This window comes from Ensifer sp. MJa1, from assembly GCF_037026475.1.
Taxonomy (GTDB): domain Bacteria; phylum Pseudomonadota; class Alphaproteobacteria; order Rhizobiales; family Rhizobiaceae; genus Ensifer.
Window position 1 is genome coordinate 311,979 of sequence record NZ_JAKUMO010000002.1, and the last position, 22,372, is coordinate 334,350.

Consider the following 22,372-nt stretch of genomic DNA (forward strand, 5'->3'; position numbering starts at 1 on the left):
ATCTCCAACCTGGAATAGAATAAAGTGTCGATGAATTTGTCCCGCCGGTCGCTGCTCGCGGTGATCGCCAGCTCTGTCTTGAGCGCATGCACGCAGATCCCGAAACCCGAACCGAAGCCGAAGCTGATTGAGCCTGTCGGCGGTAACGGCGGTTCGCCGGAGAAGGCTGCCGATGCGGCGGGTGTGCCGACGAAGACCTTCGACTATGCAACGATCTACGCCCCGGTGAAGGACGAAGGCTACGACGTCCCGGGCATCCAGTATCAGGAGATCAAACCGCAGTTCCTGCGCCAGGAAGTGGCCTATACCACCAACGAGCCGCCCTATTCGATCGTCGTCGATACCCAGACGATGTTCCTTTACTACGTGCTGCCCGGCGGCCGCGCCATCCGCTACGGCGTCGGTCTCGGTGCCGCCGGCCGCGCCTGGAAGGGGCGCGCCGTCGTGCACTGGAAGCGCAAGTGGCCGCGCTGGACCGTGCCGGATGACATGGTCGCGCGCCAGCCGCACCTGAAGAAATACGGCATCGACGCCGGCGGCATGGACCCGGGTCTCGACAATCCGCTCGGTGCGCGCGCCATGTACATCTTTCAGGATGGCAAGGATACGCTCTATCGCATCCACGGCTCGCCGCAGTGGCGCTCGATCGGCAAGAATGCGTCTGCCGGTTGCGTGCGTATGCTGCAGCAGGACGCGATCGACCTTTATGATCGGGTCAGGGGCAAGACGCCGCTGCTCGTCCTTTAGGAGGCAGAAGATGGCGGCGTTGCCGCCATCTTCGGACCTGTCGATCGCTAGAGCGCCGGAAGTCCGTCAGGGCCAAGCCGCATGTAGTTTGGAGACTGCTGCAGCGGCTGCCCTTCCGGCTGGTACTGCGGCTGCACCGGCTGGTATTGCGGTTGCACCGGCTGGTACTGCGGTTGCGGCAGTGTCTGGGCCATGCCGCCGCCGGACAGGTCGGTGACGACAATCGGGGTGCCGTTCGGCACCCGGTTGTAGAGGTCGACGACGTCCTGGTTGATCATGCGCACGCAGCCCGAGGACACCGACTGGCCGATCGTCCACCATTCAGGCGAGCCGTGGATGCGGAAGAGCGTGTCTTCGCCGTTCTGGAAGATATACATGGCGCGGGCGCCGAGAGGGTTCTTGAGGCCGGGGTCCATGCCGCCGGCGTCGATGCTGTACTGCTGCAGTTCCGGCTGGCGCGCCACCATCTCGTTCGGTGGGTTCCAGCGCGGCCATTCGCGCTTGTACTGGATGACGCCGCGGCCGGCCCAGGCAAAACCTGCACGTCCGAGCCCGACGCCGTAGCGCATTGCCTGGCCGCCCTCATAGACGCGATAGAGGAAATGACCGCCGACGTCGACGACAAGCGTGCCCGGCTTTTCGCCGGTCGGATCGGCCACCATCTGGCGGTAGAAACGAGGATCGATCTTCTCGTAGGGAATGGCCGGCAGTGGATAGGGCTCATTCGGCTTTTCGCCGTACATGTCCGCAAGGAAGGTGTTGGCCGCGGGCACCGGCTCCGGTGCATAGGAGCGGGTCACCGTCGGCCGGGTCGAGGCACAGCCCGCAAGACCGGCTGCCGCGAGCCCCGCGGAAAGTTGCAGGAAGGTGCGGCGGCGGATCTCTCGTTCGGGCATGGGAACCTCGGTCGTCCTCTTGTTCGCTCTACGGCGCCGCGCGTCTTGTTGGACGGGCAAAGGTCGCCGTAGCCCTCTTACTGCTGCGCGCCGCCATCGAGCCTCAAGCCGATAGCGCGTCCCCGGCCGGCAAGCGATCACAGGCCGGCATAGGGGTCTGCCAGTGCCGCTTCGGGTCGGCTAATAGGATACTTAGTTCCCGAGATTTTTGCGGCCAGCTTTTCGGCGCCGTTTTTCTCGAGAAGTTCGCGGAAGCTCGGATGCATGCCGCCATCGACATAGGCGTTGAGCGGTGCCGACGTCGGGTTTGCCATCAGGCCCGCGAGCTTGGCATCTTCCGACTGCAGCTTCGCCACGAGCCCGGAGTCGGGCGTCGACATGGCCGGAGGGCAGTCGGCGAGCGGATCGGTTGGCTCGCCACCCGCAAACTCGGTGTTGAAGACGTAGCGGCGGCCGCAGGCCGATACCTTCGGCTGGCGTTTCGTCGCCGCGAAGATGTCGTAGCCCTGCTTGATGTTTTTCCAGAAGTCGAAATTCGGGTCGCCACGGTGCTTGGCCATGTTTTCCGCCGTCATGCGGAAGGGATAGGCCTGCACCTGGAAATTGCCCTGGCCGCCGGCAAGGGCGCGCTGGACCACGGAGTAGATCTCGCCGACGCCCTGGTCGGTCAGGGCGTAGCAGCCCGAAGACGAGCAGGCGCCGTGCACCATCAGCGCCTCGCCGGTATAGCCGAGCGCTGATTCCAGCCGATTGGGGTAGCCGAGGTTAAACGACAGGAAATATTGCGATTTCGGGTTCAGCATGCGGGCCGAGACATGGTAGAAGCCCTCCGGCGCCTGGCGGTCACCGGCCTTCATCTTCGGACCCAGTTTTCCCGACCAGCGGCACATGGGGTAGGTCTTCAACAGCGCGTACTGGCCTTTGCTGTTCTGCTTCCAGACTTCCAGCTCGCTTTCCTGCTTGAAGATGCGAACGAGCACCGGGCTCTCGGGCTTGCTGCCATTTTTCGCCATTGCGGCAATCAGCTTGGCCGGGATTGGCGGCGGCTCGCGAACGTCATCGGCATCGAGCGCCATGCAGCCCGACAGAGCAAGCGCCGTCGCTCCGATCGCGAGCACATGCCGCATCCGCCGCAACTGCGTGAAAACCTTGCCGGCAATGGGCTTGTTGGAAGAAGGGCTCTTTGTCGTCTCGCGCCGCATTCGGGCTCCTGGAAATGCTTCCGCCTTCAAACGCAACTCGAGCGGAGCGGTAGCCGGCTTTCCGCAGATTGCGTTTGTCGGCGTCAATTTCTGCGATTAAGCGGTGGCACCTCTGTCCGCAAGCCTTTGCCGTCAGCCTCGGCGATCAACAAAACTTGAACGCATGTCGGCGCTCTAGCTGCCCGCTGATTGAGACGATGTTGAGACAAGATGGTGAATTTTTTCTCAACATGGAGACGCGGACTTCCGCGAGGCTTAGTCGCGCGGCTCGCTGCCGGGGGCGTAGACGGTCTTCTGCTTGAATGCGAAGACGTTGCCACAGCGGCAGCGGATCATGTGTTTGGCGGGGTCCGCGGAGGTGCGCTCCGTCGAGAAGCCCTTGGGCATGAGGTCGATGAGAAAGCCGCGGTTGCCGCCTTTGGCGCTGTCGTTCTCGGATGCTTCGGCAAAGCCCGAGGCCCCGCACTTGGCGCATTCCAGTTTTCTCGAGTACCGATCCCGCGATGCCATTGTCTATCACACTCGACAGCGCCGCTGTCTCGATCCGGATGCTCGACGCGGCGGCGATTTGGTTGCCTTGCGTTCGAACTATAGGAGGCGGCCTTCCTGTTCAAGGCCGCCTTTCTGGATGCGTGCGACGCAGGCTTGCCCTGTGATCAGCGGTAGCCGGTGGCATCGGCCGGCTTTTCGGCCTCCATCACCTCGCGCATGTAGCGCCAGCAGTCGGGGCGCGAGCCGTCGAGGTCGTCAAAGCCATAGACCTGAGCCAAAGCGCCGCTTGAGAGCGACTGGCCGTTCCAGCGGGCCTTTTCGGGGTCTGCCGCAAGCGCCGCAACTGCCCGGCCGACGAAGCGTGGTGTTTCGGAGATGACGAAATGCGGCTGGTTCGCGGTCGCATCGCGCCAGTTGTCTTCGCGGACCTGATAGTGCTCGAGCATCATCTCCGACCGCATCCAGCCCGGTGTGATTGAAACGGCGGTGGCGCCGTGCGGGGCCAGATCCTTGGCGTGCGCCCAGGCCATGCGGTTGGCCGAAACCTTGGCAAGATCGTAGAAGGGGGACAATCGATAATGCTCGGCGTTGTAGTCGGCGGTGCCGTCGGTCACCTCGACCAGCAGCCCGCCCGGCCGTTCGATCATCAGTGGCAGGGCGTGGTGCGCGGTGATCAGGTGCGTGTCGACACCGAGCCGCAGCAGCTTCAGGCCGTTCTCCAGATTGTGCTCCCAGACGGGTTTGTTCCATTCGAACAGCAATTCGCCGCCCCAGACATCGTTGACGAGGATATCGAGCTGGCCCTGTTCACTGCGGATGCGATCGACGAGTGCCTTGACCTGGGCGGGTTCGAGATGATCGACCTGAACGGCAATGCCCTTGCCGCCGAGGCCGGTGACGATCTCGGCGGTTTCCTCGATCGTCTCGGGCCGTTTGTAGTCGGATTGCTGCTGCCTTGTCGTGCGGCCGGTGACATAGACGGTGGCGCCGGCGGCCCCGAGTTCGGCGGCGATGCCGCGGCCGCCGCCGCGCGTGGCGCCAGCGACAAGTGCGACCTTTCCGTCAAGCGTCATGACGTCCTCCTCCGGGCCAGGTGGCCTCTGGTGTTTTTCGGAATTTTTATATATAAATGATTGTTCGTTTATAAATGAGAGTCAAGATGCCTCGCCCAAAGACAATGCCCGACGAAGACGTGCTGAAAGCGGCTTTTACGATCATGCGAGCGGAAGGACCGGAGGGGCTGACCTTTGCTGCGCTCGCCGCAAAGACCGGCCTCTCCGGCGCCACGCTGGTGCAGCGCTTCGACAACAAGGCAAGGCTGATCCAGAGTGCGCTCGTGCACGCCTGGGATGGGCTCGATCACCAGACGACGGAACTGATGGCAAGCGTGTCGCGAACGCCCGAGGGCGCGATTGCGCTTCTCGTCGGGCTCTCCGGTGACTACGGCGGCATCGACAGCTACGCCGACGATCTGCGGATCCTGCGGGAAGACCTGCGCGATCCGTTGCTGCGGGCCCGCGGCGCGAAGTGGCGCGACGTGCTTTCAAACGTGCTCGACGAATGCCTTGCGGGGCTTCCGCGGGCAGCGCCCGGCCTTGGCTTGCTGATGGCATCGCAATGGCAGGGATCGCTGCTCTGGTGGAGTTTCGACCCAAGCGTTCCGGTCACTGCGTTCGTTGAGCAAAGCCTTCGGCGCTTCGTCGACGCCTTCGCGCAACAGCCGATGGCCTGAGCGGCTCCCACCGGTCACCGTTCACCCGACTTTCAAATCGCCGTGAGCCGGCCCCGCGACGGGTGACGGCGACGCGCATCGGTCTTAGATGCTGTCCTATGACCAGATTTGTCGTCGCAGTCCTCGCCCTGATGCTTGTCGTCCTGCCAGCCGCGGCCCAGACGCCGGCGCCGGTTTCGGCTCTCCTTTATGCGCTAGGAGAGCGTCCGGATCTCAGCCCGTTGAAGACCGTGATCGTTGCCCGTGACGGTGCGGTCCTCGCCGAACGCGGCTACCGTGGCAACCGGATAACGGCCCCGACGAACATCAAGTCTGCGTCGAAATCGATCATCTCGGCGCTGGTCGGCATCGCCATCGACAAGGGATTGCTCGAAGGGCCGGACCAGAAGATTGCCCCAATCCTCAAGGCCGATCTGCCGGCATCGCCCGATCCGCGCATCAACGACATCACCATCGGCAACCTCTTGTCGATGCAGGCTGGGCTCGGGCGCCTCTCGGGTCCGAACTACGGCCGATGGGTTGCGAGCCGTAACTGGGTGCGCACCGCACTCGCCCAGCCTTTCGACGATGATCCGGGTGGCCAGATGCTCTATTCCACCGCCTCGACCCATCTGCTCTCGGCGATCCTGACGAAGGTCAGCGGCCAGTCGACGCTCACGCTTGCGCGCGAATGGCTTGGACCGCTCGACGACTTTCGCATCGGCGCTTGGGAGCGCGACCCGCAAGGCATCTATCTCGGCGGCAATCAGATGGCCATGAGCCCCCGTTCCCTGCTTGCCTTCGGCGAACTCTACCGCAATGGCGGCCGCACAGCTTCAGGACAACAGCTCGTTTCGCCGGCATGGGTCGAAGCCTCCTGGCAGCACCGCACCAATTCGCGCTTCTCCGGTGACAGCTACGGTTACGGCTGGTTCACCCGCCAGATCGCCGGCGAGACTGTGCATTTCGCCTGGGGCTATGGCGGCCAGATGCTCTACATCATCCCGAGCCTTGATCTGACAGTGGTGATGACCTCGGCCGAGAGCGGGCCATCCGCCCGCAACGGCTACCGCGACGCGTTGCATTTGGTCCTTGGCGAAATCGTCACGACGGTGAAAGCCAGTCCCGAAACGGACGGCTGAGAAACCGCGACGGCGCGTCGCCTTTGCGTGCCGGCCGGTCCTCCTAGGCTTTCCGGGTCCCTGCGAGTGGCCATACGATCTCCAGCAGGCAGTCGATGGCGGCCGCGTCGCTGGACCGATCCCGTGACGCCTCTAATTCGGCGAGCTCGATGCCGGCAATTTGCGCTTCCGGGATCGCTTCGAAAATGGCGCGCAGCCTCTCTGGCTGGAGGCCATTGGCAATGGCGTAGGCGGCTGGCCCGTTGCCGGGCTCCAGAGCATCCCAGTCGACGTGGATCCAGACAGGCTTGTCGCCGATGATCGAAAGGACAGTTTCGGCCGTCGCTTCGTCAGGCGAAAGCTTGCGCACTCCGGCCTGCTGCATCAGTAACGCTTCCGGTCCATCGATGTCGCGCACGCCGACAATGACGACTTGTGCCGGGTTCAGCCCGCTGCCGTGGCCGCTTTCCCAGAGCCCGCAGGCCGCGGCTTGCATGACGGTTTGTTGTGACCTTTAGGCACGAGGGGAATTGGCACGAACGGTCGGCAAATGGTTCCGATATGTCTGGATGGATATATCGACTATGCTACGCCTTCGCAATTTTGCCCTGTCCGGCACTGGTGATATCGCTGTGCAATAGCCACATGGGCCGGGGTTCCCGTGGGCGGATCGAGCCGCTCGGCGAGAGGCCAGGTGGTTCGATGCCGAGATTTGAAAGGTAAGACAGTGTTTGCCACCAAGACCATCGAGGCCGGCGACAAGCCCGCATTCTATCGCGAGCTAGCCGACCAGCTCGCAGGCCTCCTGCACGACGAGCGCGACTTCATTGCCAATGCCGCCAATCTTGCGGCACTGGTCTTCGATCTGGTGCCGGATCTGAACTGGGCGGGTTTCTACTTCCTGCGCTCGAACGACGAACTGGTGCTCGGGCCGTTCCAGGGCAAGGTCGCCTGCGTGCGCATTGCTGTCGGCAAGGGCGTCTGCGGCAGTGCGGTGGCGCTGGGGCAAACGATGCTGGTTCCGGACGTGCATGCCTTTCCGGGGCACATTGCCTGCGATGCTGCGTCCCGTTCCGAGCTTGTGGTGCCGCTGATCAAGGACGGCAAGGTGCTCGGCGTGCTTGATCTCGACAGTCCCACTGCGGGCCGGTTCGACGCGGAGGACGAGGTCGGCTTCGAGGCGCTCGCCGCGATCTACCTCGCAGCGAGCGATTTCGCTTAAGCCGGTTCGCCGGGCCGCTTGCTCATCGGCAATACTGACTGCGGTGTTGCCGACGCTAGCCGCCAAATCCTTCGATGACGATCTTGCCCTTGGCCGCGCCGGTCTCGATGCGGCGATGGGCTTCGCGCAGGTTCTCGGCATTGATCGGCGACAGCACCTCGGCAAGCGTCGTCTTCAGCCGTCCGGCATCGATCTCCTCGGCGACGAAGGAGAGCAGACGATGCTGCTCGATCATGTCGGGCGTCTGATGCATCGGGCGGGCGAACATGAATTCCCAATGCAGGCTCGCCGCCTTGGTCTTCATGCCGGCCATCGGCATCGGCACGTCGGTGTTGTCGATCGAAACGATGCCGCCCTGCGGGCGGATCAGTTCGACGGCGGCGTCCCAGTGGCGCATGTCGTTGAAGATCGCGACGTGGTCGACATGCTGAAAGCCGAGTGCGCGGACCTGCGCCACCAGCGGCTCGCGGTGGCTGACGACGTGATCGGCGCCGAGTTCCTTCACCCAGGCGATAGTCTCCGGCCGCGAGGCCGTGGCGATGACGGTCAGGCCGGCGCGCCTGGCAAGCTGGATGCCGATCGAGCCGACACCGCCGGCACCGCCGACGATCAGGATCGACTGGCCGCGATCCGCGCCGTCCCGGTCGATCCCGAGCCGGTCAAAGAATGCCTCATAGGCGGTGATCGTCGTCAGCGGCAGGGCTGCGGCTTCGGCAAAGGAAAGGCTCTTCGGCTTGCGGCCGACGATGCGTTCGTCCACCAACTGGTACTGCTGGTTTGAACCCGCCCGGGTCAGGTCGCCGGCGTAGTAGACGTGGTCACCGGGCTTGAACAGCGTCACATCGGGGCCGACCGCCTCGACCACGCCGCTCGCATCCCAGCCGAGCACGCGCGGTGTCTCCTCGACCTTGTCCTTCGGCGCGCGCATCTTGACGTCGACCGGATTGACGGCGACGGCGGCGACGGCAACGAGGATGTCGTGTCCTTCAGGCGCCGGTTTCGGCAGGGTGACATCGAGGAAAGACTCAGGGTCGGAAACCGGCAGATAGCGGGTGAGGGCGACGGCTTTCATGGCTTGCTCCTTGTGGCGGACGAATGGTCATTGGGCGTGAATTCGGCGGTGACGAAGACGAGTTCGGCATCGCCAGTGTTGGTCAGATCGTGCACGAAGGCGGTCTCGGGCATCAGATCGCTGAAGTGCCGCGTATCGCCGGCGCGGTAGACGACGTCGGTGACCTTGCCGTCGCCCGAACGTGAGCGCGCGGTGCCGTCGGTCAGCGCCGTCCAGAAATACGGTCGGTCGTGGCGATGGGGGTAAAGCGTTTCGCCGGGCTTAAGCCGCAGGTGCCAGACGCGCAAACCCTCGCCTTCGAGCACGAGTTCGGTGCCGATGCGGTCGTTGATAGCGGCCTCTGCCCGTTCCCGCTCCGTCAATGGCCCGATCATGCGGCGTCCTCCAGCGCTGAGTAGGTAGAGTAGCCCTCGGCACTACCGCCGAAAAGCGTGGCGCCGTCGAAGCCTGCGAGCGGCAATCCTTCCTTCAGCCGGCGGGGCAGATCGGGATTTGCGATGAACGGACGGCCGAAGGCGACGATGTCGGCAAGGCCCTTCGCGAGAATGTCAGACGCCCTGTCCTTGTCATAGCGGCCGGCGACGATGATCCGACCGGAGAAGGCGGCGCGAAGGTCGCGGCGGAAATCGTCCGGGATCGACGGAGCGTCGTCCCAGTCGGCCTCTGCGAGGTGGATGTAAGCAAGGCGGATGCGGTCGAGCGCCCGCACGGCAAGCAGCGTGGTCGGTATGATTTCGCCATCGGCCATATTGCGCTGGGTGATATAGGGCGAAAGCCGCATGCCGACACGCGACGCGCCGATTTCCGAGGCGACGGCTTCGGCAACCTCCACCAGGAAGCGGATACGGTTCTCGCTCGGGCCGCCATACTGGTCGTCGCGCCGGTTGGAAGAGCGGCGCAGGAACTGGTCGACCAGGTAGCCATTGGCGCCGTGGATCTCGACGCCATCGAAACCAGCAGCGATCGCATTGGCGGCCGCCTTTCGGAAATCATCGACGATGCCGGCGATCTCGCCGATTTCCAAAGCCCGCGGGGTGGGGCTGTCGGCCATCATGCCGACGCCGGTTTTCGGATCGGCCACCCAGACCTTGGCGTCCGGCGAGATCGCAGACGGCGCGACCGGGCGGCCATCCGCTTGGAAGCTCTCGTGGCTCATGCGGCCGACGTGCCAGAGCTGCAAGACGATGCGGCCACCGGCACGATGCACGGCGTCGGTGATGAGCCGCCAGCCGGCGATCTGCTCGGGGGAATGAATGCCGGGTGTGAACGAGTATCCCTGCCCTTGCCGCGAGATCTGCGCGGCCTCGGTGACGATGAGGCCGGCCGAGGCGCGCTGGGCATAATACTTAGCCATCAGCGCGTTGGGCACGTTGCCCGGCTGGCTGCTGCGTGCCCGTGTCATCGGCGCAAGCGCGATGCGGTTCGGCAATGTCAGCGGACCAAGCGAGATTGGGGAGAAAAGTGTCGGTGACATGAGCAATTCCTTTGTGAAGAGCGCGGGGGGAGGCAGACATGGAAAGGGCGTATGCGATGCGTCAGCTGATGAGGGCGCCGCCTTCGATGTCGATCACCGATCCGGTGACGAAGGGGTTGTCGATGGCAAAGAGATAGCCTTGGGCGATGTCGTCGGGGCGTCCGAAGCGGCCGGCGGGCAGGCTTGCGGCCGCGCGCTCGAACATGGCGTTGCGGGCGTCGCATGCCATGCCCGCATAGGCTTCCGTCTGCGTCAGGCCGGGGCTGACGACGTTGACGCGCAGCGACGCCAGCTCCTTGGCAAGGACCTTCGCCGCGGCTTCGAGGGCCGCATTCATCGCCGTTTTGACGAAGGTGCCGGGAACGGTCCGGCGCGAAAGGAAGCCCGAGGTGAAGGTGATGGTGCCGCCGGAACGCATGTACTTGGCAGCTTCACGGGCAAGTACGATCGAGCCCCAGAACTTGACGTCGAAGGCGGCCTTGGCGGCTTCGAAATCGACATCGCTTACCGTGCCGCCGGGCGCGGCGGACCCGGCGGTAATGACCAGATGGTCGATCGGTCCAAGCTTGCGAAAATAGGCGGCGACCGCGGTCGCATCGGCGATGTCGAGGCCGGTGGCGCGGCTGGCGATCTCGACCCGGCCGGGGCGCCGGGCGAGCGCCCTGGCGACGGCGGCGCCGATACCGCTGGTGCCGCCGATGACGACGGAGACGGTATTGTCAGTGAAGGTCATGCTCATGCTCCAAGGCGATGTGGGGAACGGGTTCGGAAAAGACGGCTTCGAGCAGCGGGCCGCCGGGCGCGCGCAAAAACAGCCGGCGCTCGCCGATGTCGGCAAGGTCCATCGTCGAATAGGGAACGGCGAGCCGGTCGAGCTTCGCGCGGAAGGCCGCATAGCCTTCAAGCCGGAAACCGACATGATCGATCGCTTCGGCGGCACCGTCATAACCGCTGCCATAGCTGCCGATGATGTGCACAAGCGGTTTTCCGTCGGAGTAGAGCCAGCAGCCAGGAATACGGCGGATCGCCGCCGGTCGTTCGCCGACCGTCAGGTCGAAGACCGTTTCGAAGAACGCGCGCGCCGCCGCGATTTCGCCTGTTCGGATGGTCACATGGTCGAGCTGCATCACGCGTCTCCTTTTCGAACGAAATCTAGCTATTGCGGCTCATCCGGATAATTGGCTTAATTCCAAAATTATATTTCGGAAAAGACGAAAGATGCTGCTCGACAATCTCGCCCTCTTCCTTCTGATCGTCGAAAAAGGCGGACTTTCCGCTGCCGGGCGCGAGAAGGGGCTTTCGCCGGCTTCGGTTTCCGAGCGGCTGGCGGCCCTGGAAACGTACTATGGGGCAGCGCTGCTCAAACGAACGACCCGCGCGATCAGCCTGACGGAGGAGGGGCGCCTGCTGGTCGACGGCGCCCGTCGCCTGCTGGCGGAAGCAGACGAACTCGAGAGCGGTATCCGCGCGGGCACGCGCACGATCTCAGGACCGATCCGACTCAGCGCGCCGGAGGACATGGGGCGACGCTACATCGTGCCGATCCTCGACCGCTTCCTGGCCGAGCACCCTGACGTGACGGTCGATCTCAACCTCACCGACGGTTACCTCGATCTGGTCGGCCAGGGTCTGGATTTCGCCATCCGCCACGGCGCGCTGGCCGACAGCACCTTACGGTCGAAAGCGTTGGGCGAGAACCGGCGTGTGGTATGCGCCGCCCCGTCCTATCTCGATGCCAAAGGCAGGCCCGAGCATCCGGACGACCTGTCGCGGCACGACTGCATCGTCATGCGGTTCGGCCCCAATCTCGATCGGGAATGGGCGTTCCAGGTCGATGGCAAGCCGCATAAGGTCATGGTGCGCGGCAGGCGCGTCGCCAATGATGGGGGGCTGGTGGCGACCTGGTGCCGCGCGGGGCACGGGATTGCTCTCAAATCCATCTGGGACGTTGCCGAGGATCTGGCCTCTGGCGCCCTCGTCGAACTGCTCGAAGGTTTTTCGGCCGGCGGGACCGGACTGCAGGTCGTCTACCCGCCGCTCAGCGTCCAGCCGCGTCGCGTGCGGCTGTTGATCGACCGCATTGCCTCGGAACTGGGGTTACTGGAGAAGGTTCTCGGCGGCCAAGGGCGCGTTTGAGATCGGATGGCCGCGATGCCTCCGTCGTGGCCGTCGGGCAACAGTGCTTTGCTAATATATCCGGCGAAGGGGTCGGCAAACCCTGCGTCGGCCAGCGGCGCATCTGGCGCATTGCGGCCGATCTCCTCTTCGCCTATGAAACATGAGTAACACATTCAACATAAGCGAGACGCGCAGGCGTCCCGATGGTTCCGGTGTTGGCTGCGGGGCCGGCGCCATGGAGAGCAGATTGATGACCGATGCGATGCTGCAGGGGCTTCACGAGCAGGAGGAAGGCAGGATCCGTCGCTTCTTCAGTCGCCGCCTGAGAAACCGCGAAGATGCGACCGACGCGACGCAGGAGACCTTCATGCGCATGCTGGAGGCCTCCCGCTCGACCCTGATCGAGAATCCACAGGCCTATCTGTTTCAGGTCGCCCGATCGGTGGCCCGGGTCGCGTCGCAGCGAGCTCAGCGCGAGAGCATCTTGTTTGCCGCCGACAGCGAAGGGGTCGAACACGCGGAAGACCGGCCTCTTCAGGATCGGATCGTCAACGGCCGCCAATGCCTCATCATCATGGCGCGCACGATCCAGGGGCTTCCCAATCGCTGCCAGCAGGTGTTCATCCTCAGTCGCCTGCACGGCTTGAGCAACGGCGCGATCGCCGAACAGCTCGGCATCTCCAGGAACATGGTCGAAAAACACATCATCCGGGCGCTGCTCGAGTGCCGGAAGATGCGCGCCGAGATTATTTTCTGAGCCGACGTCAGGCAAAACCATCCTTTCAACTCTAAGATGATTGGAGCGATTCTTCCCTGGATCGCCCGACGGCAGTTTCAGTTCGACTGGAAAACACGATGAGTGGCGATCGCCAGACAATCGATGACAGCATTCTCGAAGCGGCGGCTGCCTGGGTCGCGCGGCTGCAGTCCGATGACGCGACCGCCGCCGACCGAAAGGCGTTCGATGTCTGGATTGGCGAGCATCCGGATCACCGGGCGGCCTATGACGAATTGCGCGCGCTCTGGAGCGATCTGGAGGACGTACCGATCTCCGAAGGAAGGCTCGGCGAGCTCAGGGCCCAGCGCCGCCGCCGGGTGGGTGGTTTCGTTGGTCTCTGTCTGGCGGGGGGGCTCGCCATCCTGTCGCTGACGACGCCATACGGCGACCGCTGGCGTGCCGACTACTATACCGGCGTCGGCGAGGTCCGGCGTATCGCGCTGGAGGACGGGACCGAGGTCGATCTCAACACCGACACTGCGTTGGTGGTCCGCTACGAGCAGGGGCTCAGAAGGGTGTGGCTGCTGCGTGGGGAAGCCTTCTTCAATGTCGCGAAGAACCCACAACGGCCCTTCGTGGTCGAGGACGGGTCACTGAGCGCGACGGCGCTCGGAACCCGTTATTCGGTCGGTTCGGCAGGGGCGGACTTTCCAACCGACGTGCAAGTCGAGGAAGGGCGTGTCCAGGTAGAGGCGGCCGGACAGAACGCCATCCTTGGCGCAGGCGAGGCGGCCACGATCGACCCTGAGGGGCGCCTGTCGCTCACCAAGACGGACGTCGCCGCCGGAACCGCGTGGCGCGATGGCAAGCTCGTCTTTTCCCGTCGGCCGCTGCGCCAGGTGCTGGCGACGCTCGAGCGCTATCGCCATGGCCGCATCCTGCTGCTCGACGGGTCCGTCGGCGACCTCGAAGTCTCCGGCATCTTCGATCTGCACGACACCGACGATGCCTTGCAGGTCCTGGAGGCAAGCCTGCCGCTGCGGGTCCTCAGGCTTTCCGGCCTGATGGTCGTCGTTCAGTCGCGCTAGAGGCGTTCCCGGCAAAAGCCGGGACATCGGTCGCATCACTTTACGAAAAAGGTGAGCCGTTCCGTGGCCATGTCGTAGCTGCCCACGCTATTCAGGGCGACGGCCTGTATCAGGGCTCCCCACAACAGGGCAACAGGGCGGTCACATGAAAGGCGATTGCCTCCGGGTTATCCGCTCCCGACGACGCTGCCGCCCGACGAAGCCAGGCATTGCATTCGCACTCATTCCGAACCTGAAGGATCTGTCCTACGAGATCGGCATGGTCGCCGCGGAGGGCGATCTCGTGATGGTCCAAGGGCGATATGTCGGCTGGGGGCCGAAACCGCTGGTCGCCGACGACATCTTCAGGGTCAAGGACGGGCGGGTCGCCGAACACTGGGACGTCATGCAGGACGAGGTTCCCGCTTCGGAGACGGCTAGCGGCAATCCGATGTTCGCGCCCGCGTGACCAATGGGGACCTGGGCTCAGGTCCCCTTGAACAGAAATTCTTAAAAAATCCTCCTGGCGACGTCAGGAGGTCGAGCCTCCCGCACTCTTAGTCAGAAGTGGTCGCGCCGATCGGCGTTGCCCAGGAGTTGAGTAGGGGATCTCGGATGAGAATTTTGCAGGGTCGCGGATCACGGCGCCGTTCTTTCGTATGCTTGGCGCTCGCCAGCGTTTCTTTCATCGGCTGCGTAAGCGCAGTTGAGGCACAGGCGACGACGCCGGCAGCCAAAATGGCATCGCGCCCGATCTCGGTCCCGGCAGGCTCTCTCGAGGCGGGCATTCTGAAGCTTGGGCAGCAGGCCGATCTCCGCCTTCTCTATCCGAGCGCGCTGACCAAGGGAAAAAGCACCAAGGGTGTCAGCGGGGTGGTTACGACCGAGGCGGCTGTGGCGCAACTGCTCGAGGGCACGGGCCTTCGCTACCGGATGGCCGGCAATGGCACGGTTCAGATCTTCGACCCCTCGGATGCGTCGATCACCACCGGTGCCGTCGTTCGGGACGGTACGACGCAACTGGAAAAGATCACCGCGACGGGGGATCGCACCGGCGCGGAAGGCATCGTCGATACCGACGGCTATGTCGCCAAATCGGCCCGCATTGCCACCAAGATCGATACGCCGGTCATGCAGACGCCGCAGTCGATGTCGGTGATCAGCCAGAAGCAGTTGCAGGACCTGAAACCGCAGAACCTTCAGGAAGCATTGAGCTACACCCCCGGCGCCCGCGTCGGCCAATACGGCGCCGAACCGCGCTTCGACGCCTTCAAGGTGCGCGGCATCGACCTGACGCTGACGGGCATCTTCCGTGATGGTCTCAGGCAGATCGCCAGCCCCAACGGTCTCTTCCGACTGGAACCCTATGGTGTCGAGGCGATCGCCACGCTGCGCGGCCCGGCCGCCTCGATCTATGGCGCCAGCTCCTCCGGCGGCATCGTCGATATCGTGTCGAAGCGTCCGACCAGCGATCCGCTGGGCGAAGTCGAGGTGCAATACGGCTCCTACGGCCGGGTTCAGGGCGCCTTCGACGTCTCCGGGCCGCTCGATGACGAAGGCGCGATGCTCTACCGCATGACTGGTCTTGCGCGCGACGGGCGCACCGAGATCGAGGCGGTCAAGGACGACCGACTGTTCATTGCGCCGGCCTTCACCTGGCAGCCGGACGAAGGCACCAAGTTCACTTTGCTCGGCGAATACATGGATTCGACCACCGGTGGCACCTGGGGCTACATCAACCGCTACGGGCCGGACGGCAAGTCGATCGGCGCCATCCCGACCTATGGCGGCGACGCCCGCTTCAACGACTTCACCCAGAAGCAGGGGCGTATCGGCTACGAGCTCGAGCATGAGCTCTCAGATAGCGTCACGCTCTTTCACAAGCTGCGCTATTCCGACATCTCGACGCGGCAGGAATGGGTGTTCGACAAGTATCCGGGCCTGACGGTTGAGGACAATACCGGCGTTGCCAGCGATACCTACCTGAAGTTCGACTTCGACACCGGCGCTGCGGCCCATCAGTTGATCGCCGGCATCGACTACAGCTACATGAAGTACACCTCGAAGCAGGGCAGCGGGCCGGATCTCTTCACCGACGATTTCACCTATGTGCCGGCGCTGACCTCGACGCAGAAGCAGTCGCAAAGCGGCATCGGCATCTATATCCAGGACCAGATCGAGTATGAGGCTTGGCGCCTGACGGCGGGCCTTCGCCATGACTGGGTGGACAACAAGTACTCGGTCGACGGCTCTCCGTTCAACCGTAACGACAGCGAAACGACGGCGCGTGCGGCTCTCGGCTATGTGCTGCCGAACGGCATGATGCCCTATGTCAGCTATGGCACCGCATTCGTTTCCAATCCGGGCGTGATCATAAATCTCGGCGGGACCGATACCCCGGCCATGCCGACGCTTGGCAAGCAATGGGAAGCCGGCGTCAAGTACGAGATCCCCGGCCAGAACGCGACCATCACCGCCGCTCTCTTCAACATCGATCAGGAAAACGCCACCGTCTACGAGACGTCTTCAGGCCTGAACCTCCTGCGTCAGCTGGATCTGAAGTCGCGCGGCTTTGAGCTCGAAGGCACGGCCTCGCTCGACAACGGCTGGAACTTCATCGCCTCCTACTCCTACAACGACGTCGAGATCACCAAGCTGACGTCGGAGACGCTCGGCAACCAGCTGAACTCGTCGCCGTATCACATGTTCTCGCTTTGGGCGGACTATGAGGTGCAGTCCGGCGTGCTTGAAGGGCTCGGTGTCGGTGCCGGCGTGCGCTATGTCGGGTCAAGCTTCGGCGACAACGTCCATACTCCGATCCTGAACAATGAGGCACGCACCTTCGTCGATGCTTCAGTGCGCTATGACCTCGGCGCCGCCAATCCGAACTTCGAGGGTGTGCGGCTGCAGCTCAACGCCACCAACCTCTTCAACGAGGTGGAGCAGCTTTGCACCACGGGCTTCTGCTACTTCGACGAAGGCCGCAAGGTCGTCGCCAGCGTGCGCTACCGCTTCTGATGACTGAGCTTTCGGCACAACAGCCAAGGCCATCGCCGGCCGCGATCTTCGTCGCGGTCGGCGGGCTCTATGTGGCGCAGAGCGTGATCGGCGGGCTGACGATGCTCGGCCTGCCGGCGGTCCTGCGGACTCAAGGGCTGCCGCTCGACCAGATCGGTCTTGTCTACCTCACCGTCTTGCCCTGGGCGCTGAAGTTCCTCTGGTCGCCGCAGGTGGAGCGCTTTCGCCTGCCGGCGGTCGGCCGCAACCGGTCGCATGTCATCATTCTGGCCGGAGGTGTGCTTGCCGCGGCGATGCTGGCCGTCCTGGGCTTGCTCGGGCCGGAGCGACTGGCCCCGGTTCTCGCGTGCCTGGTGTTCATCGCTCTCTTCACCTCGACGGTCGACATCGCCTGCGATGGTTTTGCGGTCGAGACGTTGGCGGAAGAGCATCACGGCTGGGGCAATGCCGCCCAGGTCGGCGGCTCTTACGTCGGCTCGGCGATCGGCGCCGGTCTGTTTCTGGTCTTCGTCGACCGGTTCGGCTGGGGGCCGGCGGTTTGGGCCATGGCGCTTGTGGTCCTTGCCCTCGGCCTTCCCTTCCTGCTCGGGCCAGGTTTGCGGCCAGTGAGCGCAACGCGCAGCCATGTGCCGTCGCTCGCCGCAGCGCTTCGGCGGCCGGAGGTGCGCAAGGGGCTGTTGCTTGCAGCGATCTACGTCTCCGCGCAAAAATGGGGTCTCGCCATGCTCGGCCCCTTCCTCATCGACTACGGCTTCAACCTTGCTTCTGTCGGCGTCCTCAACGGCGTCGGCAGCATGCTCGTCGGCTTCGGTGGTGCGCTGTTCGGCGGCCTGCTCGTGCGCCTTTGCGGCGCGCGTGCCGTGCTGATTGGCGCCCTGCTGCTGCAGATCGCGATGCTCATGGCTTTCGCCTATGTCGGCGCGTCCGGCGACGTCTCCCGCCCGGTCGTGATGGCGCTGGCTGTTGCCAGTTCGTCCGGCGTCATGGCCATCGGCTTCGTCGCGCTCTACGCCCAGTTCATGGGCTGGGCCGATCCGCGCCAGGCGGGTGTCGACTTCACCCTGTTCCAGTGCATGGACAGCCTGATCAGCATGGCTGGCGGCCTCGGTGCCGGCTGGATCGCCGAGCGCTTCGGCTATTGTGTCTTCTTCGTCTGCGCGGCCGGAGTTTCCATCGTCGCCGTGCCTTTGCTGGCAATGTTGCTGCGTCGGCAATCGATGCCTGGCAGCGTCCAGCGACAAGCCTGTGGCTGATGCGGCTGGAAAAGCAGCGCTGTTACCTCTGGGACCCAAGTAAACGTCATGAATTTATGTTGATCTAAATTGGATGAATGTGATACTTATAGTTATGTTTTCATAAACACTCTATCTAAATCCCCCCGACTAAATATTGATGCCCTCGCGAAATTGAGATGATGGGTTATATTTACTGATATTGTTGTATGGGTTAGTAACGCTGGAGATGTGAGATTTCGATAGAAATATATTAAACGATGCTTTTGGGGGTGTTTCATGCGAGCGAGGATGCTGCAATAACGTCCTTCATTCATTGTTTGGTGATCGCAATGGCCGGGCCAAGCGTTGCAGAAAAGCCGGCGGACCTGATCGCTGGGTTCCCGAACCTTGCCGATCAGGTGCGTACCCATTGGATCCAGGGCAATACGCTTTTCTACATCAAGGACAAGGCGATCGCGCTGCGTGACTTACAATCGGGTGCAGAGACATTCGTCCCCTTTGGAAATTACGAAATTAAGGAATTGATTGTTCGTGGCAACGAAATCGCTCTGACGGCGAAATCGGTCGAAACGTTCTTCGATAAGTTAAGGACACGCGTGCGTTTTTCCTATGATGCCGAGAACGACATCTACAATGGCATCGTCTGTCGAATCGACGCTGGAACATGCAAGGTTGAGGTGTCGGGCAATTATCTGATGCGAAGCTTCCAGCCCTACGCGACGGGTTACATCTTCACCAAAACCGATTGGGAGGACTATTCCTTTGGGGCCGACATACCGACGGATGTGCGTTCCTTGGTCATGAAGACATCAACGGGCGTCAGTGCGCCGGCGATCGACGAGAAGGTCGGCGGCATACACAGTCTCTACGTGTATGAGGGTAGAGGTAACATCTATCTCGATATTCGAAACGCATCAGATCTGACCTTCAAGGCTGGAGAAGGCGTGTATGAGTTGATTGGTGGGCTGGTCACAAGAGTCGGTCTCTACGGACTCAATGATAGATTCAAAGATCTATTCGGTAGTCAGCTGCGCACGAACGGAAAGTCATGGGCAATTAGTTTCCGTAACGTTGTAGACGGAAAGAGGAGGGGACTTTACGGATATATATACTGCCCTGGAAAAAAGTACGAGGTAGACGCAATAACTGCAGTATTCCTTGATCGCGATACGTTTTACTACCTGGACATGGAAGGAAAAGTCCAAAAGCGCGTCTGCTAGAGACTGTTGCTTTCAGTCGGAAGCATATCCTGGGTTTGTGAGGCAGTTTGCGCATTCGGGCTGGCGAGACGTGGTCGAGCATTTCACCAGCCTTGCGCCATCTCCCGACAACACGCCTCTCATCCGCCCAACCGAAAGGCGCCGTTCAACGCGCGATCTCCATTGCCGACCGGTTTCTGAACTGCCGGCGGTAGCTTGCGGGTGAGATCGAGAAGGTGCGGGTAAAATGCTGCCGGAGCGAGACGGTGGAGCCGAAACCGGCCATTTCGGCGATGTGGTCGACGGAACAGGAGCCGGTTTCGAGCAGGCCCTGCGCCACGGCGAGCCGCTGCGCGAGAAGCCATTGGGTGAAGGTGGTCCCGGTCTTCTTGCGAAAGTGCCGGGTGAAGCTGCGCAGGCTCATGCCTGCATGGTCAGCCAGTCGTTCCAGCGAAAGCGGTTCGTTGAGATGCTCGATCGCCCAGGCCATCGTTGCCCCAAGCGGGTCGCCGCTGCCGTGCGCAGGCAGGGGCGCTTCCACGTATTGCGCCTGATCGCCGTGACGGTGCGGGGCAACGACCAGCCGGCGGGCGATGCGGTTGGCGATCGCGGCGCCATGGTCGTTGCGCACGATGTGCAGGCAGCAGTCGATTGCGGCGGCCGTCCCCGCCGAGGTCAGAATGTCGCCGTCGTCGACGTAGATCGCGTTGCGATTTAGGGCGACGCCCGGATGGGCGCGCTCGAATTCATCGGCCCAGGCCCAGTGCGTGGAGGCCACCCGTCCGGCAAGTAATCCGGCCTCGGCCAGAACGAAGGTCCCGAGACATAGGCCCACCATCCGGGCGCCGCGCGCATGGGCGACGCGCAGCGCGCAGAGCAGGTCTTCCGATGGACGGTTGCCCGGATTGTCCCAGGCCGGCACGACGATCGTGTCTGCATCCGAAAGACTGGCAAGATCGTGTTCGACCTCGATGTGGAAGCCGGACATGGTGCGGATGGATCCGGTCTTTTCGCCTGCGATCAGCAACCGGTAGCGCGGCACGCCGAGCTTGAGGAGGTCGTCGCCGAAGACGATGCAGGGCACGGAGAGATGGAACGGGCTGATGCCCTCGAAGGCGACGATGGCAATGGTGTGCATTTCGAGACGATTCCGGTGGCGCGAAGTTGGCCGGAACCTATCATATATTGTCGTTCTGGCCACTTTCGCGGCATCGGCGTTTTCGCGATTTTCGCGACGTCGAAACGCGAAAGGAGCCTTCCATGGCACAACACCCGACCATCCGAACCATCGCCGGTGCTTCCGCGCCCGAAAGCCTGGATCCCGCAAAGACGGCGCTGCTGGCGATCGATTTCCAGAACGAGTACTTTGCCGGCCGCATGCCAATCCCGGATGGAGAGACGGCGCTCGCCAACGCCAACAGGCTGATCGAACGCGCCGATACCGAGGGCATGAAGGTCTACCACGTCAAGCATGTGACGCCGGCCGGCAGCGCCGTCTTTGCCGAGGACAGCGAGACCTCCGCGTTCCACCCGGACATTCAGCCGGCGGCCAATCATGCCGTGGTGCGCAAATCCTCTGTGAGCGTCTTTGCCAGCACCGATCTCGGCGAACAGTTGAAGCGCGCCGGAGTGGATACACTTGTCATCACCGGGCTGATGACCCATGCCTGCGTCGCGGGTGCCGCACGCGATGCCGTCCCGCTCGGCTTCAACGTCATCGTCGCCGCCGATGCCTGCGCCACGCGCGACCTCGACACGGGTGACGGCGACGTCGTTGGCCACGCCGTGCTGCATCGCTCATCGCTGGCCGCGATCGACGACACCTTCGGCGATATCCTGACGACCGATCAGGTGTTGGCACTGCCGGTCCGGCGCTGACCCGAAGCCGCCGGTCTGGCCTTCCGGGGGGGGTGCCCTAACGCGCTTGGCGCTTGTCTCGCCGCTAGGCCGAACCGCGCAGCATGATCTCGGCGCTCAGGAGAATGCGCTCGTCCTCGGGGAAAGTGCCGCCGTCGTCGGTGGTTTCCCCGAGTTTGAACAGAAGCAACTCGATCGCCAGCCGGCCGATCTCGTTGTAGTTCTGCGCCACCGTCGTCAGCGGCGGGCAGGTGTAGCGCGAAAGCGGGTGGTCGTCGTGGCCGGCGACCCGCAGGTCGGCATCGGCATCGCGTCCGACCTTGAGGCCTGACTGGAAGGCGGCGGCAATGACGCCGAAGGCGACGCGGTCATTGGCGCAAAGTACCGTCTTGGTCGGGAAACCGCCGGATCCCAGGATGCGCAGCGTCTCGTCGAAGCCGAATTTCTCGAAATCCCAGGATCCGTTCGGCGTGGTCGTAACCAGCGCCGGCGCCATCTTCAACTGCTGCATCGCTTCCAGATAGGCGTCGCGCCGGGCGATCGCATTGTTGTTGACCGGCGGCATGCCGAAGTAGCAGGGCGGGCTTCCCGAGCGGCAGAGGTAATCGACCATCAGCCGGAAGCTCTGGCGGTTGTCGGTGCCGACGAAGGAAGAGCTGTCGTCGAGCGGCGAGTCCACATAGATCAGCGGAATGCTTTCGCCGAGCGCCGTCAGGGTCTTGTGAAGCGACTGGACGCCGAGCGGCGCGATGATGGCGCCCGCCACGTTCATCGACTTAAAGGTTTCGATCGCCCGCTCCTCCATTTCCGGCCGGCCGTCGGAGGAAAGCACGAAGGCGAGGAAGCCCGCCTGGTTGGCGATGTGCTCGATCCGGCGCGTCAGCGCCATGTAGAAGGGGTCGGTCGAATTCGGGACGATGACGCCGAGGATATTGGTGCGACGGCGGTTGAGGTTGACGGCGAAGATGTTGGGACGAAAACCGGATTGCTTGATCGCCGCTTCGATGGCATCGCGGGTCTTCTTCCTGACCGAGCCTGGATCGTTGAAGTATTTGGAGACCGTGGGTCGCGACAAGCCGACGAACTCCGAAAAATCCTCCATCGTCTTGATCGGTCTGTCCACGGTCGCCGTACCCCATATTGTTTTGATTTCGTTTATAGGTTCATTTCGAGGGGATAGGCAGTACCGGCTTGCAAATATTCACCGAATGCATGGCCTGCTT

24 protein-coding genes are annotated in these 22,372 nt (G+C 63.1%); 12 read left to right on the forward strand and 12 right to left on the reverse strand.

Annotated features, from left to right (window positions below; all coding sequences use genetic code 11):
* The first annotated feature begins 30 nt into the window (after window positions 1-30).
* A complete protein-coding gene (locus tag MKZ91_RS04175; RefSeq protein ID WP_336168264.1) occupies window positions 31-747 on the forward strand; it encodes a L,D-transpeptidase in 717 nt (238 codons plus the stop codon).
* 47 nt (window positions 748-794) lie between these two features.
* On the opposite strand, the gene MKZ91_RS04180 is transcribed toward MKZ91_RS04175, so the two are convergent.
* The 4 genes from MKZ91_RS04180 to MKZ91_RS04195 form a co-directional block, all read right to left on the reverse strand.
* A complete protein-coding gene (locus MKZ91_RS04180; RefSeq protein ID WP_336168265.1) occupies window positions 795-1,643 on the reverse strand; it encodes a L,D-transpeptidase in 849 nt (282 codons plus the stop codon).
* A 137-nt stretch (window positions 1,644-1,780) separates the two neighbouring features.
* Complete coding sequence (locus MKZ91_RS04185; RefSeq protein WP_336168594.1) at window positions 1,781-2,770, reverse strand: murein L,D-transpeptidase family protein; 990 nt, start codon at window positions 2,768-2,770, stop codon at window positions 1,781-1,783.
* 330 nt (window positions 2,771-3,100) lie between these two features.
* Entirely contained in the window at window positions 3,101-3,355 is a 255-nt protein-coding gene (locus tag MKZ91_RS04190) for a hypothetical protein (protein ID WP_336168267.1), read from the reverse strand.
* 146 nt (window positions 3,356-3,501) lie between these two features.
* On the reverse strand, window positions 3,502-4,410 hold the full coding sequence (locus MKZ91_RS04195) for an SDR family oxidoreductase (RefSeq protein WP_336168269.1): 909 nt from the start codon (window positions 4,408-4,410) through the stop codon (window positions 3,502-3,504).
* An 86-nt stretch (window positions 4,411-4,496) separates the two neighbouring features.
* On the opposite strand from MKZ91_RS04195, the gene MKZ91_RS04200 reads away from it, so the two are divergent.
* Together MKZ91_RS04200 and MKZ91_RS04205 are read left to right on the forward strand one after the other, a co-directional pair.
* Window positions 4,497-5,069, forward strand: coding sequence for a TetR family transcriptional regulator (locus MKZ91_RS04200; RefSeq protein ID WP_336168271.1), 573 nt, complete (start codon window positions 4,497-4,499; stop codon window positions 5,067-5,069).
* Window positions 5,070-5,167: 98 nt separating this feature from the next.
* Entirely contained in the window at window positions 5,168-6,190 is a 1,023-nt protein-coding gene (locus tag MKZ91_RS04205) for a serine hydrolase domain-containing protein (RefSeq protein WP_336168273.1), read from the forward strand.
* A 43-nt stretch (window positions 6,191-6,233) separates the two neighbouring features.
* On the opposite strand, the gene MKZ91_RS04210 is transcribed toward MKZ91_RS04205, so the two are convergent.
* Window positions 6,234-6,665 (reverse strand): arginase family protein, encoded by a 432-nt coding sequence (locus MKZ91_RS04210; RefSeq protein ID WP_336168276.1) that lies wholly within the window; start codon window positions 6,663-6,665, stop codon window positions 6,234-6,236.
* Between the two features lie 231 nt (window positions 6,666-6,896).
* Here MKZ91_RS04210 and MKZ91_RS04215 point away from each other — a divergent pair, with 231 nt between their 5' ends.
* Window positions 6,897-7,391, forward strand: a complete 495-nt coding sequence (locus tag MKZ91_RS04215; protein ID WP_336168595.1) for a GAF domain-containing protein — start codon at window positions 6,897-6,899, stop codon at window positions 7,389-7,391.
* 55 nt (window positions 7,392-7,446) lie between these two features.
* On the opposite strand, the gene MKZ91_RS04220 is transcribed toward MKZ91_RS04215, so the two are convergent.
* The 5 genes from MKZ91_RS04220 to MKZ91_RS04240 all read right to left on the reverse strand — a co-directional run bounded on the left by MKZ91_RS04220 (window position 7,447) and on the right by MKZ91_RS04240 (window position 11,064).
* Window positions 7,447-8,463, reverse strand: coding sequence for a zinc-binding alcohol dehydrogenase family protein (locus MKZ91_RS04220; protein ID WP_336168278.1), 1,017 nt, complete (start codon window positions 8,461-8,463; stop codon window positions 7,447-7,449).
* On the reverse strand, window positions 8,460-8,837 hold the full coding sequence (locus MKZ91_RS04225; protein ID WP_336168280.1) for a hypothetical protein: 378 nt from the start codon (window positions 8,835-8,837) through the stop codon (window positions 8,460-8,462). Before MKZ91_RS04225 ends, MKZ91_RS04220 begins: the two co-directional genes overlap by 4 nt.
* On the reverse strand, window positions 8,834-9,937 hold the full coding sequence (locus MKZ91_RS04230; protein WP_336168282.1) for an alkene reductase: 1,104 nt from the start codon (window positions 9,935-9,937) through the stop codon (window positions 8,834-8,836). The genes MKZ91_RS04225 and MKZ91_RS04230 overlap by 4 nt, the downstream gene beginning before the upstream one ends.
* A 61-nt stretch (window positions 9,938-9,998) precedes the next feature.
* A complete protein-coding gene (locus MKZ91_RS04235) occupies window positions 9,999-10,670 on the reverse strand; it encodes an SDR family oxidoreductase (RefSeq protein WP_336168284.1) in 672 nt (223 codons plus the stop codon).
* Window positions 10,657-11,064: a glyoxalase gene (locus tag MKZ91_RS04240; RefSeq protein ID WP_336168285.1), complete on the reverse strand. Its 408-nt coding sequence runs from the start codon at window positions 11,062-11,064 to the stop codon at window positions 10,657-10,659. Before MKZ91_RS04240 ends, MKZ91_RS04235 begins: the two co-directional genes overlap by 14 nt.
* Window positions 11,065-11,155: 91 nt before the next feature.
* On the opposite strand from MKZ91_RS04240, the gene MKZ91_RS04245 reads away from it, so the two are divergent.
* From MKZ91_RS04245 to MKZ91_RS04275, 7 genes are all read left to right on the forward strand, one after another.
* The gene (locus MKZ91_RS04245) at window positions 11,156-12,073 is read left to right on the forward strand and encodes a LysR family transcriptional regulator (RefSeq protein WP_336168286.1); all 918 of its coding nucleotides are present in this window, start codon (window positions 11,156-11,158) and stop codon (window positions 12,071-12,073) included.
* A gap of 232 nt (window positions 12,074-12,305) precedes the next feature.
* Entirely contained in the window at window positions 12,306-12,812 is a 507-nt protein-coding gene (locus tag MKZ91_RS04250; RefSeq protein ID WP_336168287.1) for a sigma-70 family RNA polymerase sigma factor, read from the forward strand.
* A gap of 98 nt (window positions 12,813-12,910) precedes the next feature.
* A complete protein-coding gene (locus MKZ91_RS04255) occupies window positions 12,911-13,861 on the forward strand; it encodes a FecR family protein (protein ID WP_336168289.1) in 951 nt (316 codons plus the stop codon).
* A gap of 145 nt (window positions 13,862-14,006) precedes the next feature.
* On the forward strand, window positions 14,007-14,309 hold the full coding sequence (locus tag MKZ91_RS31575; RefSeq protein ID WP_442892192.1) for a nuclear transport factor 2 family protein: 303 nt from the start codon (window positions 14,007-14,009) through the stop codon (window positions 14,307-14,309).
* A 269-nt stretch (window positions 14,310-14,578) separates the two neighbouring features.
* Window positions 14,579-16,858, forward strand: a complete 2,280-nt coding sequence (locus tag MKZ91_RS04265; RefSeq protein ID WP_336168291.1) for a TonB-dependent siderophore receptor — start codon at window positions 14,579-14,581, stop codon at window positions 16,856-16,858.
* Window positions 16,858-18,111: an MFS transporter gene (locus MKZ91_RS04270; protein ID WP_336168292.1), complete on the forward strand. Its 1,254-nt coding sequence runs from the start codon at window positions 16,858-16,860 to the stop codon at window positions 18,109-18,111. Before MKZ91_RS04265 ends, MKZ91_RS04270 begins: the two co-directional genes overlap by 1 nt.
* 239 nt (window positions 18,112-18,350) lie before the next feature.
* Window positions 18,351-19,313, forward strand: coding sequence for a hypothetical protein (locus MKZ91_RS04275; RefSeq protein ID WP_336168294.1), 963 nt, complete (start codon window positions 18,351-18,353; stop codon window positions 19,311-19,313).
* Window positions 19,314-19,458: 145 nt separating this feature from the next.
* Here the strand turns inward: MKZ91_RS04275 and MKZ91_RS04280 are convergent, their stop codons facing one another.
* Complete coding sequence (locus tag MKZ91_RS04280) at window positions 19,459-20,430, reverse strand: GlxA family transcriptional regulator (protein ID WP_336168296.1); 972 nt, start codon at window positions 20,428-20,430, stop codon at window positions 19,459-19,461.
* Between the two features lie 122 nt (window positions 20,431-20,552).
* Here MKZ91_RS04280 and MKZ91_RS04285 point away from each other — a divergent pair, with 122 nt between their 5' ends.
* Complete coding sequence (locus tag MKZ91_RS04285; protein WP_336168298.1) at window positions 20,553-21,170, forward strand: cysteine hydrolase family protein; 618 nt, start codon at window positions 20,553-20,555, stop codon at window positions 21,168-21,170.
* A 64-nt stretch (window positions 21,171-21,234) separates the two neighbouring features.
* Here MKZ91_RS04285 and MKZ91_RS04290 read toward each other — a convergent pair whose 3' ends face one another.
* Window positions 21,235-22,251, reverse strand: coding sequence for a LacI family DNA-binding transcriptional regulator (locus MKZ91_RS04290; RefSeq protein ID WP_336168597.1), 1,017 nt, complete (start codon window positions 22,249-22,251; stop codon window positions 21,235-21,237).
* Window positions 22,252-22,372 lie beyond the last annotated feature (121 nt).

Excerpts from the sequence above, each read along its gene's own strand:
- MKZ91_RS04195 (WP_336168269.1), bottom strand. The coding sequence starts at position 4,410 with ATGACGCTTGACGGAAAGGTCGCACTTGTCGCTGGCGCCACGCGCGGC.
- MKZ91_RS04200 (WP_336168271.1), top strand. The coding sequence starts at position 4,497 with ATGCCTCGCCCAAAGACAATGCCCGACGAAGACGTGCTGAAAGCGGCT.
- MKZ91_RS04185 (WP_336168594.1), bottom strand. The coding sequence starts at position 2,770 with ATGCGGCATGTGCTCGCGATCGGAGCGACGGCGCTTGCTCTGTCGGGC.
- MKZ91_RS04235 (WP_336168284.1), bottom strand. The coding sequence starts at position 10,670 with ATGACCTTCACTGACAATACCGTCTCCGTCGTCATCGGCGGCACCAGC.
- MKZ91_RS04205 (WP_336168273.1), top strand. The coding sequence starts at position 5,168 with ATGACCAGATTTGTCGTCGCAGTCCTCGCCCTGATGCTTGTCGTCCTG.
- MKZ91_RS04250 (WP_336168287.1), top strand. The coding sequence starts at position 12,306 with ATGACCGATGCGATGCTGCAGGGGCTTCACGAGCAGGAGGAAGGCAGG.
- MKZ91_RS31575 (WP_442892192.1), top strand. The coding sequence starts at position 14,007 with ATGAAAGGCGATTGCCTCCGGGTTATCCGCTCCCGACGACGCTGCCGC.
- MKZ91_RS04270 (WP_336168292.1), top strand. The coding sequence starts at position 16,858 with ATGACTGAGCTTTCGGCACAACAGCCAAGGCCATCGCCGGCCGCGATC.
- MKZ91_RS04220 (WP_336168278.1), bottom strand. The coding sequence starts at position 8,463 with ATGAAAGCCGTCGCCCTCACCCGCTATCTGCCGGTTTCCGACCCTGAG.
- MKZ91_RS04225 (WP_336168280.1), bottom strand. The coding sequence starts at position 8,837 with ATGATCGGGCCATTGACGGAGCGGGAACGGGCAGAGGCCGCTATCAAC.
- MKZ91_RS04180 (WP_336168265.1), bottom strand. The coding sequence starts at position 1,643 with ATGCCCGAACGAGAGATCCGCCGCCGCACCTTCCTGCAACTTTCCGCG.
- MKZ91_RS04175 (WP_336168264.1), top strand. The coding sequence starts at position 31 with ATGAATTTGTCCCGCCGGTCGCTGCTCGCGGTGATCGCCAGCTCTGTC.
- MKZ91_RS04275 (WP_336168294.1), top strand. The coding sequence starts at position 18,351 with ATGCTTTTGGGGGTGTTTCATGCGAGCGAGGATGCTGCAATAACGTCC.
- MKZ91_RS04290 (WP_336168597.1), bottom strand. The coding sequence starts at position 22,251 with ATGGAGGATTTTTCGGAGTTCGTCGGCTTGTCGCGACCCACGGTCTCC.
- MKZ91_RS04210 (WP_336168276.1), bottom strand. The coding sequence starts at position 6,665 with ATGCAAGCCGCGGCCTGCGGGCTCTGGGAAAGCGGCCACGGCAGCGGG.
- MKZ91_RS04240 (WP_336168285.1), bottom strand. The coding sequence starts at position 11,064 with ATGCAGCTCGACCATGTGACCATCCGAACAGGCGAAATCGCGGCGGCG.
- MKZ91_RS04280 (WP_336168296.1), bottom strand. The coding sequence starts at position 20,430 with ATGCACACCATTGCCATCGTCGCCTTCGAGGGCATCAGCCCGTTCCAT.
- MKZ91_RS04190 (WP_336168267.1), bottom strand. The coding sequence starts at position 3,355 with ATGGCATCGCGGGATCGGTACTCGAGAAAACTGGAATGCGCCAAGTGC.
- MKZ91_RS04265 (WP_336168291.1), top strand. The coding sequence starts at position 14,579 with ATGGCATCGCGCCCGATCTCGGTCCCGGCAGGCTCTCTCGAGGCGGGC.
- MKZ91_RS04245 (WP_336168286.1), top strand. The coding sequence starts at position 11,156 with ATGCTGCTCGACAATCTCGCCCTCTTCCTTCTGATCGTCGAAAAAGGC.
- MKZ91_RS04285 (WP_336168298.1), top strand. The coding sequence starts at position 20,553 with ATGGCACAACACCCGACCATCCGAACCATCGCCGGTGCTTCCGCGCCC.
- MKZ91_RS04255 (WP_336168289.1), top strand. The coding sequence starts at position 12,911 with ATGAGTGGCGATCGCCAGACAATCGATGACAGCATTCTCGAAGCGGCG.
- MKZ91_RS04230 (WP_336168282.1), bottom strand. The coding sequence starts at position 9,937 with ATGTCACCGACACTTTTCTCCCCAATCTCGCTTGGTCCGCTGACATTG.